17 protein-coding genes and 1 pseudogene are annotated in these 18009 nt (G+C 65.1%); 8 read left to right on the top strand and 10 right to left on the bottom strand.

Translation table 11 applies throughout. The annotated features are described in order from the left end of the window. Positions 1–3 precede the first annotated feature (3 nt). The 5 genes and pseudogenes from PQV96_RS16850 to argC all read right to left on the bottom strand — a co-directional run bounded on the left by PQV96_RS16850 (position 4) and on the right by argC (position 4096). On the bottom strand, positions 4–291 hold the full coding sequence (locus PQV96_RS16850) for a hypothetical protein (protein WP_420482156.1): 288 nt from the start codon (positions 289–291) through the stop codon (positions 4–6). A 67-nt stretch (positions 292–358) separates the two neighbouring features. Continuing rightward, positions 359–442, bottom strand: a pseudogene (locus tag PQV96_RS16845) (DUF1924 domain-containing protein); the annotation flags it as partial. A 406-nt stretch (positions 443–848) separates the two neighbouring features. Continuing rightward, a complete protein-coding gene (gene groL, locus PQV96_RS16840; protein WP_273623660.1) occupies positions 849–2495 on the bottom strand; it encodes a chaperonin GroEL in 1647 nt (548 codons plus the stop codon). A gap of 170 nt (positions 2496–2665) precedes the next feature. Further along, positions 2666–2956, bottom strand: a complete 291-nt coding sequence (locus PQV96_RS16835) for a co-chaperone GroES (RefSeq protein WP_015012625.1) — start codon at positions 2954–2956, stop codon at positions 2666–2668. Positions 2957–3160: 204 nt separating this feature from the next. Next, positions 3161–4096 carry an N-acetyl-gamma-glutamyl-phosphate reductase gene (gene argC, locus PQV96_RS16830; RefSeq protein ID WP_207374781.1) on the bottom strand — a complete coding sequence of 312 codons (936 nt, stop codon included), beginning with the start codon at positions 4094–4096 and terminating at the stop codon, positions 3161–3163. A 101-nt stretch (positions 4097–4197) separates the two neighbouring features. On the opposite strand from argC, the gene PQV96_RS16825 reads away from it, so the two are divergent. Beyond that, on the top strand, positions 4198–5085 hold the full coding sequence (locus tag PQV96_RS16825; RefSeq protein WP_207374780.1) for a LysR family transcriptional regulator: 888 nt from the start codon (positions 4198–4200) through the stop codon (positions 5083–5085). Positions 5086–5131: 46 nt separating this feature from the next. Here PQV96_RS16825 and petA read toward each other — a convergent pair whose 3' ends face one another. Beyond that, positions 5132–5758: a ubiquinol-cytochrome c reductase iron-sulfur subunit gene (gene petA, locus PQV96_RS16820; RefSeq protein WP_273623656.1), complete on the bottom strand. Its 627-nt coding sequence runs from the start codon at positions 5756–5758 to the stop codon at positions 5132–5134. 361 nt (positions 5759–6119) lie between these two features. Here petA and PQV96_RS16815 point away from each other — a divergent pair, with 361 nt between their 5' ends. Beyond that, entirely contained in the window at positions 6120–7499 is a 1380-nt protein-coding gene (locus PQV96_RS16815; RefSeq protein WP_273623655.1) for a sigma-54 interaction domain-containing protein, read from the top strand. Between the two features lie 89 nt (positions 7500–7588). On the opposite strand, the gene PQV96_RS16810 is transcribed toward PQV96_RS16815, so the two are convergent. Further along, positions 7589–8296, bottom strand: coding sequence for a TetR/AcrR family transcriptional regulator (locus tag PQV96_RS16810; RefSeq protein ID WP_207374777.1), 708 nt, complete (start codon positions 8294–8296; stop codon positions 7589–7591). Between the two features lie 182 nt (positions 8297–8478). On the opposite strand from PQV96_RS16810, the gene PQV96_RS16805 reads away from it, so the two are divergent. The 6 genes from PQV96_RS16805 (at position 8479) to PQV96_RS16780 (ending at position 15810) form a co-directional block, all read left to right on the top strand. Further along, on the top strand, positions 8479–8628 hold the full coding sequence (locus tag PQV96_RS16805) for a hypothetical protein (RefSeq protein ID WP_207374776.1): 150 nt from the start codon (positions 8479–8481) through the stop codon (positions 8626–8628). Continuing rightward, positions 8628–9977 (top strand): NAD(P)-dependent oxidoreductase, encoded by a 1350-nt coding sequence (locus tag PQV96_RS16800; protein WP_207374775.1) that lies wholly within the window; start codon positions 8628–8630, stop codon positions 9975–9977. The genes PQV96_RS16805 and PQV96_RS16800 overlap by 1 nt, the downstream gene beginning before the upstream one ends. A 33-nt stretch (positions 9978–10010) precedes the next feature. Continuing rightward, complete coding sequence (gene preA / locus PQV96_RS16795; RefSeq protein WP_273623653.1) at positions 10011–11324, top strand: NAD-dependent dihydropyrimidine dehydrogenase subunit PreA; 1314 nt, start codon at positions 10011–10013, stop codon at positions 11322–11324. A gap of 220 nt (positions 11325–11544) precedes the next feature. After that, positions 11545–13002 (top strand): NCS1 family nucleobase:cation symporter-1, encoded by a 1458-nt coding sequence (locus tag PQV96_RS16790; RefSeq protein WP_273623651.1) that lies wholly within the window; start codon positions 11545–11547, stop codon positions 13000–13002. An 80-nt stretch (positions 13003–13082) separates the two neighbouring features. After that, positions 13083–14534, top strand: a complete 1452-nt coding sequence (gene hydA / locus PQV96_RS16785) for a dihydropyrimidinase (RefSeq protein ID WP_273623649.1) — start codon at positions 13083–13085, stop codon at positions 14532–14534. Positions 14535–14553: 19 nt separating this feature from the next. Next, positions 14554–15810: a Zn-dependent hydrolase gene (locus PQV96_RS16780; RefSeq protein WP_207374167.1), complete on the top strand. Its 1257-nt coding sequence runs from the start codon at positions 14554–14556 to the stop codon at positions 15808–15810. A gap of 77 nt (positions 15811–15887) precedes the next feature. On the opposite strand, the gene PQV96_RS16775 is transcribed toward PQV96_RS16780, so the two are convergent. The 3 genes from PQV96_RS16775 to PQV96_RS16765 all read right to left on the bottom strand — a co-directional run bounded on the left by PQV96_RS16775 (position 15888) and on the right by PQV96_RS16765 (position 17790). Next, positions 15888–16925 carry a bifunctional nicotinamide-nucleotide adenylyltransferase/Nudix hydroxylase gene (locus tag PQV96_RS16775; RefSeq protein WP_207374166.1) on the bottom strand — a complete coding sequence of 346 codons (1038 nt, stop codon included), beginning with the start codon at positions 16923–16925 and terminating at the stop codon, positions 15888–15890. A gap of 194 nt (positions 16926–17119) precedes the next feature. Beyond that, on the bottom strand, positions 17120–17605 hold the full coding sequence (locus PQV96_RS16770) for a hemerythrin domain-containing protein (RefSeq protein ID WP_207374165.1): 486 nt from the start codon (positions 17603–17605) through the stop codon (positions 17120–17122). Continuing rightward, positions 17605–17790, bottom strand: coding sequence for a DUF1328 domain-containing protein (locus tag PQV96_RS16765; protein WP_060987675.1), 186 nt, complete (start codon positions 17788–17790; stop codon positions 17605–17607). Before PQV96_RS16765 ends, PQV96_RS16770 begins: the two co-directional genes overlap by 1 nt. Between the last annotated feature and the right edge of the window lie 219 nt (positions 17791–18009).

Raw genomic sequence — 18009 nt, 5'->3', positions numbered from 1 at the left:
TGCTCACTTGGGAATGCGGACGCGGTCGTCGTCAAAGTCACCCTGGTCGGCCCGGGTGTGGCACGCCATACAGTTGGCGCGGCTGCCGATGGAAGCGCGCTTCCACACGGCGGGTTCGATGTCGCGGTGCTTGCGTTCAAACCATGCAGACTGGGTGATGCGATCTTGCGGAGGTGCCTCGCGCACGCGCTTGAAGGTGCCGGCATGGGCTTCCAGCCACACGCTGATCTGTCGCACCATGGCGGGGTCCAGCGATGCGTCGGTGCCGTAGTGCTGATCCAGGCCCTTCATCATCCGGCTCCAGGAGCTGGCGCGCAGGCGTGGTGGGCGGGTTGCCGTGGCATGACGCACACGACCATTCACCACCGTGGCGGCTGTTGAAGAAAACGCGCCCCCGTTCGGCATTGACCGCGGTGCCAGCGGCATCGCTGAAGCGCTGCATTTGCGAGGCGGCCGTGGTGTCGCCAGCGTGTGCAATGGGCGCCAACGCAGCCACCAACAGAGGGGCTGCGATGCGTGCAAAGAGGGGGCGGTGTGCTGTTGTCATGCCGCTATGGTGCGGCGCGGGCATGAAGAATGGCTTAACAACCCGTTCATGCGGCGTTCAGCTTGGCCCCATGGCTATTGCTCGGGCTGTTTGGCATGGTTGATGCCAAAAATGGCTCTAGCGCCCGTGTGGTAAGCGCTACCTGCTATGAAATTTGATGTGATCTGGCGCAGGCTTATCGTCACAGGGCAGAGCAGCCCATCGTTGGGCGCAGCACATCCGGCACCGCCATAAAAAAAGCCTGCAGGCCGTGAGACCTGCAGGCTTTGGGCTAGGGCACCGTGAAATGCCCGCCAGGCAATTACATGCCCATGCCGCCCATACCACCCATGCCGCCCATGTCGGGCATGCCAGCAGCAGGTGCGTCGTCCTTTGGAGCCTCAGCCACCATGGCTTCGGTCGTCAGCAGCAGCGATGCCACGGAAGCGGCGTTCTGCAGGGCTGTACGGGTCACCTTGGTGGGGTCCAGGATACCCATTTCGATCATGTCGCCGTAGGTGTCGTTGGCAGCGTTGAAGCCGTAGTTGCCCTTGCCGTTCAGCACGGCGTTCACCACCACCGATGGCTCGCCACCAGCGTTGTAAACGATCTCGCGCAGAGGCGCTTCGATGGCCTTCAGGATCAGCTTCACGCCGGCGTCTTGGTCAGGGTTGTCGCCCTTGATCTCGCCAGCCGCTTGGCGTGCGCGCAGCAGAGCCACGCCACCACCGGCCACGATGCCTTCTTCCACAGCAGCGCGGGTAGCGTGCAGGGCGTCTTCCACGCGGGCCTTCTTTTCCTTCATTTCGACTTCGGTCGCAGCGCCGACCTTGATCACTGCCACGCCGCCAGCCAGCTTGGCCACGCGCTCTTGCAGCTTTTCACGGTCGTAGTCGCTGGTCGCTTCTTCGATCTGGATGCGGATTTGCTTCACGCGGGCTTCGATGTCGGCAGCGGCACCAGCACCGTCGATGATGATGGTGTTTTCCTTGCCCACTTCGATCCGCTTGGCTTGGCCCAGGTCGGCCAGAGTCACCTTCTCCAGGCTCAGGCCCACTTCTTCAGCGATGACCTTGCCGCCCGTCAGGATGGCGATGTCTTCCAGCATGGCCTTGCGGCGGTCGCCGAAGCCAGGAGCCTTCACAGCCACAACCTTCAGGATGCCGCGGATGGTGTTCACCACCAGCGTAGCCAGGGCTTCGCCTTCGACGTCTTCGGCAATGATCAGCAGGGGACGGCCAGCCTTGGCAACTTGCTCGAGCGTGGGCAGCAGGTCGCGGATGTTGCTGATCTTCTTGTCGTACAGCAGCACGAAGGGGTTGTCCAGCAGGGCAGCTTGCTTTTCTGGGTTGTTGATGAAGTAGGGCGACAGGTAGCCGCGGTCAAACTGCATGCCTTCCACAACGTCGAGCTCGTTGTTCAGGGACTTGCCGTCTTCCACGGTGATCACGCCTTCCTTGCCGACCTTGTCCATGGCGTCAGCAATGATCTGGCCGATGGAAGCGTCAGAGTTGGCGGAGATCGAACCCACCTGGGCGATTTCCTTGGAAGTGGTGGTGGGCTTGGAAGCCTTCTTCAGCTCTTCCACCAGGGCTGTGACAGCCTTGTCGATGCCGCGCTTCAGGTCCATGGGGTTCAGGCCAGCGGCCACGTACTTGGAGCCTTCGCGCACGATGGCTTGGGCCAGCACAGTAGCAGTGGTGGTGCCATCACCAGCGTTGTCGCTGGTCTTGGAAGCCACTTCCTTCACGAGCTGGGCGCCCATGTTCTGCAGCTTGTCCTTCAGTTCGATTTCCTTGGCCACGGACACACCGTCCTTGGTCACCGTAGGGGCGCCGAACGAGCGCTCCAGCACCACGTTGCGACCCTTGGGGCCCAGAGTCACCTTGACCGCGTTGGCCAGGATGTTCACGCCTTCAACCATGCGAGCGCGGGCTTCGCCGCCGAAAACTACGTCTTTTGCTGCCATTTTTGGCTCCTAAATTCTGAAAATCGTTAAACGGATAACGGTTTGTGGTGAAAGTAAGCGTAGCGAGCAGGTGTCAGGCTAGGCGCACGGAGCGCAGCAACCGGAACGTACTTCCTGTACGTGAGGATTGCGAGCACCGAGTAACGACGCCTGGCGCCTGCGCAGTAGCTTTATTTCTCTACAACGGCGAACAGGTCGTCTTCCTTCATCACCAGCAGCTCGTCGCCGTTGACCTTGACGGTCTGGCCCGAGTACTTGCCGAACAGAACGCGGTCACCGACCTTCACGTTCAGGGCGATCACTTCACCCTTGTCGTTCTTCTTGCCGGGGCCCACAGCCAACACTTCACCTTGATCAGGCTTTTCGGCGGCGTTGTCAGGGATCACGATGCCGGAGGCCGTCGTGGTTTCGCTTTCAATACGCTTGACGATCACGCGATCGTGCAGAGGGCGAAGGTTCATTGCATTGCTCCTGTTTTCAGTAAAAAAAGCTGATGGATTCAATCAGCCCCGGCCATCCGGGGCCACCAAACTGCCAGCAGGGAGCGCGGTGTTAGCACTCGTCTGCGGTGAGTGCTAATGATACGGGCATTTGTGGCCATTTCAAGACACCCCCCCAGAACATGGGGGAAGAAGGCTTCTCCTCTCCGGTTCCGCCCGCGCCCGTCAGGTCGTGCCGCCCAGCATCAGAGCCAGGTTCTGCACCGCCGCCCCCGAGGCGCCCTTGCCCAGGTTGTCAAACACGGCGGTCAGCAGCACCTGGCCGTGGCGGGCGTTGCTGAACACCCCCAGCCGCAGCTGGTTGGTGCCGTTCAGGGCCTGTGGGTCCAGGTGCTCGGCCGCTTCGGTGGTGGCGGGAGGCATCACCTCGACAAAGGGGGCGTCGGCATAGTGCTGCTGCAGGCAGGCGTGCAGATGTTCGCCTTGTGTGCCCGGCGCGAGCAGCCGCAGATGCAGCCCGATGGTCAGCACGATGCCCTGGCGGAAGGCACCGTACGAGGGCAAGAAAAACGGGCGCTGCGACAGCCCGGCGTATTGTGCGATTTCGGGCGTGTGTTTGTGCTCCAGCTGCAGCCCATAGACCTGGAAGGCGGGCGCATGGGCTGCCTCGGGGCCTTCGTGGGCTTGCACGCGGGCACGTCCGCCGCCGGAGTAGCCCGACACCGCATGGATGTTGAGTGCATGGTCGGCAGGCAGCAAGCCGGCCTGCACCAGGGGCCGCAGCAGGGCGATAGCACCTGTGGGGTAACAGCCGGGGTTGCTGACGCGTTGCGCGTTGGCGATGCGCGCGGCCTGCGCCGCATCCATGTCGGGAAAGCCGTAAACCCATTGCGCGTCCGTGCGGTGGGCCGAGCTGGCGTCGATCACGCGCACGGCGGGGTTGTGGATGGCGGCGACTGCTTCACGGGCGGCAGCGTCGGGCAGACACAGGATGGCGATGTCGCAGCTGTTGATGGCTTCGGCGCGGCGGGTGGGGTTCTTGCGGTCGGACTCGGGCAGCGTCAGCAACTGCAGGTCGGTGCGGCCGTGCAGGCGCTGGTGGATTTGCAGGCCGGTGGTGCCTTGGTCGCCGTCAATAAAAACAAGGGGCTGGGTGGTCATGGTGCAGATTCCTGGCATGGGGGGATGTGGAATCTTCGGCGCCGGTCCAAACTTTGAAAAGTTGAATTTCACAAACTTCAAGATCAGTTCTGCTGAACGTCATGCGCGAACTCAATCTCGACCGGCTGCGCACCCTGGTCACCATCGCTGACCTCGGGTCTTTTGCCGAAGCGGCCCGCACGCTACACCTGGCGCCGCCCACGGTCAGCCTGCACATTGCCGACCTGGAGGCGTCGATTGGTGCGCCGTTGCTGGTGCGCAAGCGGGGCGAGGTGCGGCCGTCCGGCGCGGGCGAGGTGCTGGTGGAGCGGGCCCGGCGCCTGCTGGCCGATGCCGACGAGGCCATGGACCTGGTGCGGCGCCAGGTGCAGGGGCTGGAGGGGCGGGTGCGCCTGGGCGCATCCACCGGCGCCATCGCGCACCTGCTGCCCCAGGCGCTGGAGGTGCTGGGCAAGCACCACCCCGGCATCGATGTGCAGGTGGTGGTGCTCACGTCACAGGAGACCGTGTCGCGGCTGGGGCTGGGCACGCTGGACGTGGGCCTGGTGGCCTTGCCTATGGCCGCGGTGCGCGGGGTGACGGTGATGCCCTGGCGGCGCGACCCGGTGATGGCGTTCGTCCCCTCCGCTTGGGCGGCACCCCGCAGGGTCACGCCCCAGTGGCTGGCGGGGCAGCCGTTGATCCTTAATGACGACGGCACCAGCCTGCCGCGCCTGACGAGCGAATGGCTGGCCCTGGCGGGCGAGCAACCCAAGGCGCGCATACAGCTCAACTACAACGATGCCATCAAGAGCCTGGTGGCTGCGGGCTATGGAGCCACGCTGCTACCGCACGAGGCATCCACCGCCACGCCGCTGGACCCGCGCATCCGCATGCTGCCGGTGCAACCCCGGCTGTGGCGCCCCCTGGGCATCGCCCACCGCGCGGGCCCTGTGGAGCGCGCCACCCAGCATGTGCTGGATGTGCTGTGGCAGCAGAAGCAGGTGTGACGCAAAGCTGAACCGGCAATGCGCCGCCCCACGCGGCTGCCATCGCTCAGGCGGTGTCGTCTCCGATGAGCAACCGGGTGTCAGACACGTAGCGGTGCGGCGGGACCTCCAGGTTGGTGGGCGCGGGCTTGTTCTTGAAGACGCGGCCCGCCAGGTCGAAGGTGGAGCCGTGGCAGGGGCAAAAGAAACCCCCCTGCCATTGGTCGCCCACGCTGGGGTTGCTGATGCCTGCGGGCACGGCGGTGGGAGAGCAGCCGAGGTGCGTGCAGATACCCACCGTGACAAACACCTCTGGGCGGATGGAGCGTTGCGGGTTGCGGGCGTACTCGGGTTGCTGGTCCTTGCGCGAGGCCGGGTCGGCCAGCGCGGCGTCTTGCTGGGGCAGGGCGGCCAGCATTTCGGGCGTACGCCGCATGATCCACACGGGCTTGCCGCGCCATTCCACCGTCTTCACGCCACCGGGCGGCAGGTCGCCGATGTCCACCTCCACACCGGCGCCCATGGCCCGTGCGCGTTCGCTGGGGGCCAGGCTGGACACCAGGGGCACGGCAACCCCTGCCGCCGCCACGCAGCCCGTGGCCGCTGTCAGCAGCACCAGCTGCCGACGCTCTGCGAAGGGATCGCCGTCGGTGCCTAGAAGGGAACCATTCTGTGTAGCGGGGAGGAGGGCCATGGGGCGCTTTCAGAGAGAGGTAGGACTGGCCGTGGCGCCGAGAGGGGGCTCGACGGGGTGACGGCCACCGCCCGCAACGCTGCGGGCGGCAATGCTTTACCGCAAACGACGTGTCATCACTCGCAAGACCGGCCTGCCATGGCGCGCTCTGCATGAAAAGCCTGTGAATTCAACAGGTTGCGCGCGCGATATCGGGTTGACGGGCGCGCCGCAGGCCCGGCCCCAGCCGGATGGACTGCCACTCCGTCTGTCAAATTAACTGCCAACTGCCATCCATTGCAGTCCCCATGGCATAGATCAAAGGCCCGTCGGCGAAACCGGTGCACCGTCAGGGCCTTTGCCTGTACCGAGGTTTTTTGCCATGCCCCGTCTCCCCGCGCCGCCCGCCGAACTGGTGTCTTTTCTGGAAGGGCTGCCCGATCCACACATCCTGCTGGACGACCGCTATCGCATCCTGGCGGCCAATGGGGCCTATCGCCGCCAGTTCGGTGCAGCGGGCGGTACGGAAGGCGGTGCGGAGGGCAGCGTGGTGGGGCGCACCTGCCACGCCGTGTCCCACCACGCCAGCGTGCCCTGTGACCAAGCGGGCGAGTCCTGCCCACTCGCGCAGGCGCGCGCCTCGGGGCAACGCGAACGGGTGCTGCACGTGCACCACACCGCCCAGGGCGAGGAATATGTACAGATTGAGCTGGCGCCCGTGGTGGGGGCGGACTGCACTACGGGGTTCTTCGTCGAAAAGATGGTGCCTTTGCCGGTGGCGGCGCAGCCGGTGCCGTCGGCGCAGGGGCTCATCGGGCGTTCGCCCGCTTTCCAGAAGATGCTGGGCCTGGTGGCGCGGGTGGCACCTTCGCGGGCTGCGGTGTTGTTGCTGGGCGAGTCAGGCACGGGCAAGGAGCTGGTGGCCCATGCCGTGCACCAGGGCAGCCTGCGCGCGCGGCGTGCGCTGGTGCCCGTAGACTGCTCCAGCCTGCCCGAGGCGCTGTTTGAGTCCGAGCTGTTCGGGCATGAGAAAGGGGCGTTCACCGGCGCGGCCCAGGCCCGGCCGGGGCTGGTGGAGGCGGCCGACGGCGGCACGCTGTTTCTGGACGAGGTGGGCGACATCCCCCTGCCGCTGCAGGTCAAGCTGCTGCGCCTGCTGGAGACTGTTACCTACCGCCGCGTAGGCAGCACCGAGCTGCGGCATGCCGACCTGCGCGTGGTGTCTGCCACGCACCGCAATCTGCCGCACATGGTGGCCGCAGGGCGCTTTCGTGAAGACCTGTATTACCGCCTAAGCACTTTTCCCATCCACCTGCCACCGCTGCGCGAACGCCAGGGCGACATTGCCCTGCTGGCACGCGCGCTGCTGGAGCGTGTGGCGCCCCCGCGCCGCGCGCTGCAGCTGTCTGGCGCTGCGCTGGCCTTGCTGGAGGCACAGCCTTACCCCGGCAATGTGCGGGAGCTGCGCAACCTGCTGGAGCGCACCGCCTTGCTGTGTGATAGCGACACCATCAGCGCGGAGCATGTGCAGCAAGCGCTTGCCTGCGGCCTGCCGCCGCTCGCGGGTGCTGTGGAGGAGGGGGCAGGGGAGCCGCGTGCATCGGCGGCGTTGGCCGGGTCGTCACGCCAACGACGCTTGCTGGACGACGAGGCCCTGCGAGAGGCACTCGCCGTTCACCAGGGCAGTCGCGCAGCGCTGGCGCAGCAGCTGGACATCAGCGAGCGATCGCTGTATCGGCGGCTGAAAGCCTTGGGCGCTTGACGCCCATATGTAAAGAAATCGGCCTCAGGCGCATACGTTGATTGCGCCAGCAGCTATTGTTTATATAGCGTCTGGTGTGCCGTGCCTGCCTAGACCACCGCATCGGGCGCCAGCGCGCTCAGCACCATGCGCACGATCAGCTCTTCGGCCTTTTCGTAGTCGCGCTCGGTCAGGGCGGGCTTGCCCAGCAGCAGGGCGAACTGGGCCTCCTGCTCCGCATACGCCTGGGTCACGGACCAGATGATGAACATGAGGTGCGTGAAGCTGACCTTGGCAATGCGGCCCTCGCGCGCCCAGCGCTCGAAGGTGCGCACCTCGGTCTTGAGCAGCGGCGCCACCCGTTCGGTGATGGCCGTGCCATACCGTGGTGCACCCGCAATCACCTCTTTGGTGAACACCTTGGCGCCCTGGGGGCGCGTGCGCGAGTAGTGCAGCTTGGCGCGGATGTAACGCCGCAGCGCTTGCTGCGGGTCGTCGCTGTGCGACAGGTCTTCCATGCCCGCCAGCCACTGGGTGAGCACGTCATCCAGCACCCGCTGGTACAGCGCCTCCTTGCTCGGGAAGTAGTACAGCAGGTTGTGGCGGCTGATGCCGATGGCGGCGGCAATACTCTCCAGCGAGGCGCCCTCAAAACCGAATTGCGCAAACTGGTTCTCCGCCTCGGTGAGGATGCCTTGCTCCTTGAGCAAGCGCGACGCCGTGGGTGCGCGGGGCGCGGACTCGTCAAGTGCGGGCGGGCGGGCCACCTTGCGGGGGCGGGGGGCGGGGTTGGCAGGGGACGGGCGGGCTGCAGTCATTGCACCATTGTGGAACAAGCCGGGGCCTGAAAACTGGCAATTGGCTGGCTGGAGGTTGGCACGCTGTTTGCTGTAGGGATTTTACCAATTGGTAAATTTTTACGGGTTGGTAAATTGACCCACAACGCAGGGCACCGCCGCACCAAAGCAGCGGGCACCTGCACCCCACAGCGAGGACCACGATGAAACCTCCGAAGTTTGCGGGCACCAGCACCCACGCTGGTGCCGCATTGGTTGGCGCCACTGGCTGGCGCTCCAACGCTGCGCGGCGTGCGCTTGCACGCCCCCTGGGCGCCCAGACCCCCACCCTCACCCTCTCGGAGGAAACCTGATGGACACACCCGCAAGCCGTGCCTGCGGCATTCATGCCGCACGTCTGAACCTGGCCGACTACGCCGTCAACTTCGGCGACGCGCACCCGCCGCTCACCCGGGCGCAGGCGCTGATCGAGGCCGAGCGCTGCTACTACTGCCACGACGCCCCCTGCGCCACGGCCTGCCCCACGGGCATCGACATCCCATCGTTCATCCACCGCATTGCGCAGGACAACAACCGGGGCGCCGCCCGCGTCATCCTGGAGGCCAACCCCCTGGGCGGCATGTGCGCCCGCGTGTGCCCCACCGAGGTGCTGTGCGAGCAGGCCTGCGTGCGCAATACCAACGAAGACAAGCCCGTGGAGATCGGCTCGCTGCAGCGCTACGCCACGGACGCATTTTTTGAAAAGCCCGGTGCACCGCTGTTCCAGCGTGCAGCCGCTACTGGCAAACGCGTGGCCGTGGTGGGCGCAGGGCCTGCGGGCCTGGCCTGCGCACATGGCCTGGCCGTGCGCGGGCATGACGTGGTGCTGTTCGAGGCACGCCCCAAGCTCGGAGGCCTCAATGAATATGGCCTGGCCAGCTACAAGACCACGAACAACTTCGCACAGAAGGAAGTGGAGTGGCTGCTGTCCATCGGTGGCATTGAGGTGCGCACCGGCCAGCAACTGGGCCGTGACATCACGCTCGACGGCCTGCTGGGCGCGTTCGACGCCGTGTTCCTGGGCCTGGGCCTGCAGGGCGTGAACGCGCTGGGCGTGGCCGAGCCCACGGCCACCGGCTTGCGCAATGCAGTGGATTTCATTGCCGAGCTGCGCCAGAGCACTGACCTCTCCGCCCTGCCCGTGGGCCGCCGCGTGGTGGTGATTGGCGGCGGCATGACGGCGGTGGACGCCGCCGTGCAGTCGCGCAAGCTGGGCGCGGAAGAAGTGACCATCGTCTACCGCCGGGGCGCCGAGGCCTTGTCGGCATCGGCCGTGGAACAACAATGGGCGCAGACGAACGGCGTGACCATTCGCCACTGGGCCGCACCGAAAGAGGTGCTGAGCGAAGGCGGCGCGGTGAAGGGTGTGCGTTTTGCCGCCACGGCACTGAGCGGCGGCAAGCTGGTGGAAACCGGCGAGACCTTCACGCTCGAAGCCGACATGGTGCTCAAGGCCATTGGCCAGACCTTTGTGGCCGAGCCCGTGGGCAGCCGCATTGCGCTGGAGGGCGGGCGCATCGCCACCGATGCCGAAGGCCAGACCAGCCTGCCACGTGTGTGGGCCGGTGGCGACTGCCGCGTGGGCGGCCGCGACCTCACGGTGGAGGCGGTGGAGCACGGCAAGGTCGCCGCTGTCTCCATCCACACCGCATTGATGGCTTGAACTCCTTCCACCCAGTTTTCACGGGAGCACCCCATGGCAGACATTCGCAGCAATTTTCTGGGCATCCAAAGTCCCAACCCCTTCTGGCTGGCCTCCGCACCACCCACCGACAAAGAGATCAACGTCACCCGCGCCTTCGAGGCGGGCTGGGGCGGTGTGGTATGGAAGACGCTGGGCGAAGACCCACCGGTGGTCAACGTCAACGGCCCGCGCTACTCCACGCTGATGTCGCAAGACCGCCGCGTGATCGGCCTGAACAACATTGAGCTGATCACCGACCGGCCCCTGCACACCAACCTGGAAGAGATCAAACGCGTCAAACGCAACTGGCCTGACCGGGCCATGATCGTCTCGCTGATGGTGCCCTGCGTGGAGGAGAGCTGGAAGAACATCCTGCCGCTGGTGGAAGACACCGGTGCCGACGGCATTGAACTCAACTTCGGCTGCCCGCACGGCATGAGCGAGCGTGGCATGGGCGCAGCCGTGGGCCAAGTGCCTGAATACATCCAGATGGTCACGGCCTGGTGCAAGCACTACAGCAAGCTGCCGGTGATTGTGAAGCTCACGCCCAACATCACCGATGTGCGTCACCCGGCGCGCGCGGCCAAGGCGGGCGGGGCCGATGCCGTGTCGCTCATCAACACCATCAACTCCATCATGGGCGTGGACCTGGACCGCATGGTGATGAGCCCGAGTACCGACGGCTGGGGATCGCACGGCGGCTACTGCGGCCCGGCCGTCAAGCCCATTGCGCTGAACATGGTGGCCGAGATTGCGCGCGACGCACAGACCGCCGGTCTGCCCATCAGCGGCATTGGCGGCATCACCACCTGGCGCGATGCGGCCGAGTACATCGCGCTGGGCTGCGGCACGGTGCAGGTGTGCACCGCCGCCATGGTCTATGGCTTCAAGATCGTGCAGGACATGTGCGATGGCCTGTCCAACTTCATGGATGAGCACGGCTACGCCACGCTCGACGACTTCAAGGGCCAGGCCGTGCCCACGGTAAAGGACTGGAAGAACCTCAACCTCAACCACATCGAAAAAGCCGTCATCAACCAGGACGCCTGCATCCAGTGTGGCCGCTGCCATGTGGTGTGCGAAGACACCTCGCACCAGGCCATCACCTTCACCAAGGAAGGCGGCGTGCGCAAGTTCGAAATCAACGAGGCCGAGTGCGTGGGTTGCAACCTGTGCGTGTCGATCTGCCCCGTGCCCGAGTGCATCACCATGCGCGCGCTGGAGCCGGGCGAGGTGGATGTGCGCACGGGCAAAAAGGTGACGGGCGAATACGCCAACTGGACCACGCACCCCAGCAACCCGCAGCGCGCGTCTGCAGCCGCTTGATATGTGCCCCTGCGTGCGTGTGCCACAGACCCTGCAAGGCGTTGTGACAGCACCCGTTGTGGTGCCGATTTGCAACGCATGCTGCACTGCATCTGGTGCAGTTCTTGCGTGATCTCTAGCATCGCTCGCTTCCTTTGCCCGCCATCTGCCAGCGTGAGGGCGCTGGAACAGACAGCGGGTTGTGTGCAACCCCAACGACGTCTTTGACAGGAGTACAGGCATGACCAACAGTACCGGCAGCGCGGCCCATGTGGCGGGGCTGATGCCCCGCGATGCATCCAACACGCTCGCCAATGAAGATCTGCTCCCCACCACCGCCGCGCAGCGACACTGGACGTGGAAGGACTTTGCCGCACTCTGGGTGGGCATGGTCGTGTGTGTGCCCACCTACACCATGGCCAGTTCCATGCTGGACCAGGGCTTCACCTGGCAGATGGCGGTGTGGCTGGTGTTCCTGGCCAACTGCATCGTGCTGGTGCCCATGGTGCTCATCGGGCGCGTGGGGCCCCGGTACGGCGTGCCGTTCCCGGTGCTGGCGCGGGCATCGTTTGGCGTGAAAGGCGCCAACCTGCCCGCTGTGCTGCGCGGGCTGGTGGCCTGTGGCTGGTTCTCCATCAACTGCTACTTTGGCGCGCTGGCGCTGCATGGGTTTCTCAACATCCTGGGTATGAATCTGGCGGGACCGGCCGATGGGCAGACCATCAGCACCTCGCAGTTCATGTGCTTTCTGGCGTTCTGGGCGGTGCACATCTGGTTCATCTGGAAGGGCCCGGAGTCCATCCGCATGCTGGAGGTGATTGCGGCGCCGCTGATGATCATTGCGTCCATCGCGCTGGTGGTGGTGCTGGTGATGAAGGTGCCCTCGGGCCAGTTGTTTAACCTGCCCGCCAAGGTGGTCGAAGGCGGCCCCAAGACCTGGGCAGCGCTCACGGGCCTGGTGGGCTTCTGGGCCACGCTGGCGCTCAACATTCCGGACTTCACCCGCTTTGCCAAATCGCAGAAGGACCAGGTGGTGGGCCAGGCCATCGGCCTGCCGATTCCCATGGCGCTTTTCTCCATGGTGGGCGTGATCGGCTTCTCTGCCTCGGCCATCCTGTACGGCAAGGCCCAGCTGTTCCCTGATGGTCTGCTCACGCAGATGGGCAGCGTGGCCGCAGGCCTGGGTCTGCTGGTGATCTTGCTCGCCAACCTCACGACCAACGTTGCCGCCAATCTGGTGTCGCCGTCGTATGACTTCAGCCAGTGCGCGCCGTCCAAGATCAGCTTCCGCATGGGCGGCCTGATCGCTGCGGGCATCGGCCTGCTGTTCATGCCCTGGAAGCTGCTGGCCACCTCGGGCGGCTACCTGTTCACCTGGCTGGGCGGCTACGGCACGCTGCTGGGCGCCATCGCGGGCATTCTGCTGGTGGACTACTACCTGGTGCGCAAGAGCGAGCTGAAGGTGGACGACCTGTACCGCCGTGGCGGTGAATATGAGTACAGCAACGGCTGGAACCTGCAAGCCCTGATCGCGTTTGCACTGGGCGTGCTGCCCTGCCTGCCGGGCTACCTGGCCGTGTCGGGTGTGGTGGACAAGGCGGGCATGCCTGCCATCTGGCTGTCGTTGTTCGACTCGGGCTGGTTTTTCAGCCTGGCAGTGGCCGGCACCTACTACTACCTGACGGCCAAGAAGAAGTGATGCCCCGGACCCTGCCTGGGTCTGGTGCCAGTGCAGGGTCCCTTTCTTTGAATTGATCTGTATCCCTGAAGGAGACCCCCATGAGCCAAGCCCTTGTGATCCGCGGTGGCACCGTGGTCAACGCCGACCGTGAACAGCGCGCCGATGTGTTGTGCGTCAATGGCCGCATCGTGGCCGTGGGGGAGGACGCTGCGGCGCAGGCCCCTGCGCGTGCGCAGACGCTGGACGCCAGCGGCCAGTACGTGCTGCCCGGCGGCATTGACCCGCACACGCACATGCAATTGCCGTTCATGGGCACCGTCACCATGGACGACTTTTTCACCGGTACCGCTGCCGCGCTGGCGGGCGGCACCACGAGCATCATCGACTTCGTGATCCCCGACCCGCAGGAGCCGCTGATGGACGCCTACCGCAAGTGGCGCAGCTGGGCCGAAAAATCTGCGGCCGACTATTCTTTCCACGTCGCCGTCACCTGGTGGAGCGAGCAGGTGCGCGCCGACATGGGTACGTTGGTGCAGCAGGAGGGGGTGAACAGCTTCAAGCACTTCATGGCCTACAAGAACGCCATCATGTGCGACGACGAAACCCTGGTGAACAGCTTCAAGCGCGCGCTCGAACTCGGCGCCATGCCCACGGTGCACGCCGAGAACGGTGAGCTGGTGTACCTGCTGCAGCAGGAGGTCGCCAAGATGGGCATCACCGGCCCCGAGGGTCACCCGCTTTCGCGCCCCCCCATGGTCGAGGCCGAGGCCGCCAACCGCGCCATCGCCATTGCCGACGTGCTGGGCGTGCCCATCTACGTGGTGCACGTGAGCTGCATGGAGTCGGCCGACGCCATTGCCCGCGCCCGCGCGCGCGGCCAGCGCGTCTACGGCGAGGTGCTGGCCGGCCACCTGCTGGTGGACGACAGCGTGTACCGCGACCCCGACTTTGCCAAGGCCGCCGCCTATGTGATGAGCCCGCCCTTCCGCCCCAAGGGCCACCAGGAGGCGCTGTGGCGCGGCCTGCAGTCCGGCCAGCTGCACACTACGGCCACAGACCACTGCACCTTCTGCGCTGCGCAAAAAGCCATGGGCAAAGAAAACTTCGCCAAGATCCCCAACGGCACCGGCGGCGTGGAAGAGCGCATGGCCACGCTGTGGGATGGCGGCGTGAACACCGGGCGCCTCACCCCCAGTGAGTTCGTGGCCATTACCTCGGCCAACGCGGCCAAGCTGTTCAACATCTACCCGCGCAAGGGCTACATCGGCGAAGGTGCCGACGCCGACCTGGTGCTGTGGGACCCGCAAGGCACCAAGACCTTCTCGGCCAAGACCCAGTTCAGCAAGGGTGACTTCAACATCTTTGAAGGCCGCACCGTGCGCGGCATCCCAAGCCACACCGTGACCCAGGGCCGCGTGGTGTTTGCCAACGGCGACCTGCGCGCCGAGCAGGGCAAGGGCCGCTACATCAAGCGCCCGGCGTTTGGCGCCAACTTCCAGGCCGTGCAGAAGCGCGCGCAGGACCTTGCCCCCACAGCGGTTACCCGCTGAACCGACGGAGAACAACACCATGGACACCAAAGTCAAACCCAACATCGAAAACCTGCGCATCAACGGCCAGCGCCTGTGGGCTTCGCTCATGGAGCTGGCGCAGATCGGCGCCACCCCCAAGGGCGGCGTGTGCCGCCTGACCCTCACCGACCTGGACAAGCAGGGCCGCGACCTCGTCACCCGCTGGGCGCGCGAAGCGGGCATGACGGTCACCATCGACAAAATCGGCAACGGCTTCATGCGCCGCCCCGGCCGCAACAACAGCCTGCCGCCCATCATGACCGGCAGCCACATCGACACCCAGCCCACGGGCGGCAAGTTCGACGGCAACTACGGCGTGCTCGCGGGCATCGAAGTGGTGCGCACCCTCAACGACCACGGCATCGAAACCGAAGCCCCCATCGAAGTCGCGTTCTGGACCAACGAGGAAGGCAGCCGTTTTGTTCCGGTGATGATGGGCTCCGGCGTATTCGCCAAGGCCTTCACGCTGGAACACGCCTACGCCGCCACCGACACCGAAGGCAAGACCGTGAAGGGCGAGCTGGAACGCATCGGCTACATCGGCGACCAGGACCCGGGCGACCACCCCATCGGCGCCTACTTCGAGACCCACATCGAACAAGGCCCCGTGCTGGAAGACAACGACAAGACCATTGGCGTCGTCAGCGGCGTGCTGGGCATCCGCTGGTTTGACTGCACCGTCACCGGCATGGAAGCCCACGCAGGCCCCACCCCCATGGCCCTGCGCAAGGACGCCATGCTGGCCGCCACGCGCATCATGCAGGACGTGGTGGCAGCAGCCCACCGCCACCCGCCGCATGGCCGGGGCACCGTGGGCATGGTGCAGGTGTTCCCCAACAGCCGCAACGTGATTCCAGGCCGGGTCAAGTTCAGCATCGACCTGCGCAACAGCACGGACGAACTGGTCGACGCCATGGCCGCCGAGGTCAAGGCGTTTGCCGACCAGGTCGCCAAGGAACACGGCGTGCAGGTGCACATCGAGATGGTGTCCAGCTACCCCGCGCAATTGTTCCAGCCCGAGTGCGTGGAGGCCGTAGGACGCGCCGCGGCCAAGCTGGGCTACAGCCACATGCCTGCCGTCTCGGGTGCCGGGCACGACGCCGTCTACATGGCCAAGCTCGCGCCCAGCGGCATGATCTTCATCCCCTGCAAGGACGGCATCAGCCACAATGAGATCGAGGACGCGAAACCCGAGCACATCGAGGCGGGGTGCAATGTGCTGCTGCATGCCATGCTGGAGCGGGCGGGGACTTAGTGCTATAGAAAATATAGCTGTTTGGGCATGATTCTGTAGCGCTTGCACCCGTTTTTCTACCAAACGGGTGAAGCGGTTCAGTCCAGCTTCGTCAGCCCCAGAAAGTGGTCCAGCATGTGGAAGTGGTCTTCAAAGAACTCTTCTTCCATGCCTGCCAGCTGGTCGATGCGTGTCCACTGCACCAGCATCGCGTCGTCATCGGCCTGCACCAGCGGAAACGGCGCGTCCCCCAGGTCGAAGTAGTGCGCATGCGTGATAGTGCGGCCGCGCTGGCTGCGGTCGGGGTGGTCAAACACGGCCACCGATTGCAGTGCGGCGTGCAGGGCGGCTTCGGGCACGTCGCAGTGGGTTTCTTCTGCTAATTCGCGCAGGCACGATTGCCACACGGTTTCTCGCTGCTCAATGAAGCCGCCGGGGACTGCCAGCTGGCCTTTGCCGGGCGCGTGGGCGCGTCGAATCAGCAGCACATGGTCCTGGCAGCGCAGCACGGCGTCCACCGTCACAAACACCGGCGGGTAGGGCGCTGCGGCCCAAGCGTTGCGGTAGTTGCGCAGCATGCGCCATTCTTCCTGCAGCGCGGGGTAGTGCTCGGTGTGGGCGAACTGCTGCAGCGTGGCGATGGTGCTGGCGGGAATCTCGGCAGCCAAGGGCGCGAGGGCTTGGCCCACGGTGTCGGGTGTGGCGCTGAAGTACGCGTCGCGGATGGTGGTGGCGTCCATCTGGCCCTGGCGGGGCAGATCGATGAGAGACCAGCCCGGGAAGGCGCGCAGGTAGCTGCTGGTGGCGTCTTTGAAGTGGCCCACCAGCGCGATGCGCGCACCGGGCGGCGTGTGTTGTGCCACGCCTGCCCGCACCGCTTGCACCCAAACGGCTTGGTTGTAATAGTCGCGCACTGGCAGCACCTGCACGCGGGCGCGGTCTGGCGCTGGCAGTGCTTCGCGCAGCATGGCCTCGCGCTCTTGCCAGGTGAAGGGGTTTTTGGGGGAGCGGGGTTGCCAGGCAGAGCCCACCACCACGATGACCTGAGGGGCCTGGCGCAGGGCCTCTTGCAGCAGAGCAAGGTGGCCACTGTGCACGGGTTCAAAGCGGCCGATCAGAAGGGCGGTATCGTGCATGGGTCTCCAGCATTTTTATAAAAAAGAGCCTCGCGCGCTTGATTTATGAGCGCAAGCAGCTATGTTTTTTATAGTGATTTTACCGAGTGACTACGGGCCGCTTCTTCGCGAGTGCAGGCGGGGCGTGGCGCCAGGCGCATACGCATCGGTGCGATGCGTACGTTGAACCAAAACCGCAGGCCTGTAATGTGCGTTCACTCCGCCGTCGTGCAGTCTTCGGGCCGCACGGCCAATTCGGCTTTGGCAGTGTCGTATTCGTTGAGGTAGTCGCGTGCCAATGCGCTTTTTTGAGCGTCGGTCAGCAGCTTGCCTGCCATCTGAAAAAAGCGCTGCTCCTCTTCACGCAGGTGGTGTTCCACTTTTTCTGTCAAACTGCGCGCAAGGGGCAACCAGGCGGGGCTGGACGCTTCGGTGGTCTCCAGCGCCTCCACCAGTTCATCGATCTGGTGGTGCTCTGCGATCGCGTGGCGTGACAGGTCGATGCCCGCATCATGCTGCATGAGCGGGATGTAGAAGTGCCTGTCTTCCGCCAGTGCATGCACTGCCAGTTCGCCCTTGAGGGCCTGGAACAGGGTGTGTCGCTCAGCCGTGTCGCCATGGGTCTTGAGCAGCAGGGCAGACAGCTGCCGCTGAACCGTGTGGCTTTGGCGCAAGGCCTCAAAGATGTTCGTGCGCTGCATCACTTGATCGCCCGGCTGACGGCACCAGCGGCCTTGAAGGCCAGGACCACAAAAATCAAGGTCAGTATCAGAAACACGACAAACAGCACCTTGGCAATGCCTGCCGCTCCTGCTGCCACCCCGGTGAAGCCCAGGGCGCCGGCGACCAGTGAAATCAGTGCAAAGACGATGGCGTACTTCAGCATGGCGTTCTCCTCGTTCTGGGGCTGCGACGCGCGGCCCGTTGGGTAGCACGATAGGGGAATGGGCATTGGGGTGCTGTAGGCGCAGCCGGTGAGCAGATGTAGGAGGCGAGGGCGATATGCCCATGCGGACAGGGCCAAAAATCCAAAGAAAAAGGGGCCTGGAGGCCCCTGGTTTTGTTGCTTGCAGCCAGGCCCATGCGCCTAGCTGCGGCGGGCTTA

Origin of the sequence: Acidovorax temperans (assembly GCF_028596105.1) — a bacterium.
In the GTDB taxonomy this organism is placed as follows: Bacteria; Pseudomonadota; Gammaproteobacteria; order Burkholderiales; family Burkholderiaceae_C; genus Acidovorax; species Acidovorax temperans.
This window is presented reverse-complemented; position numbering and strand designations above follow the sequence as displayed.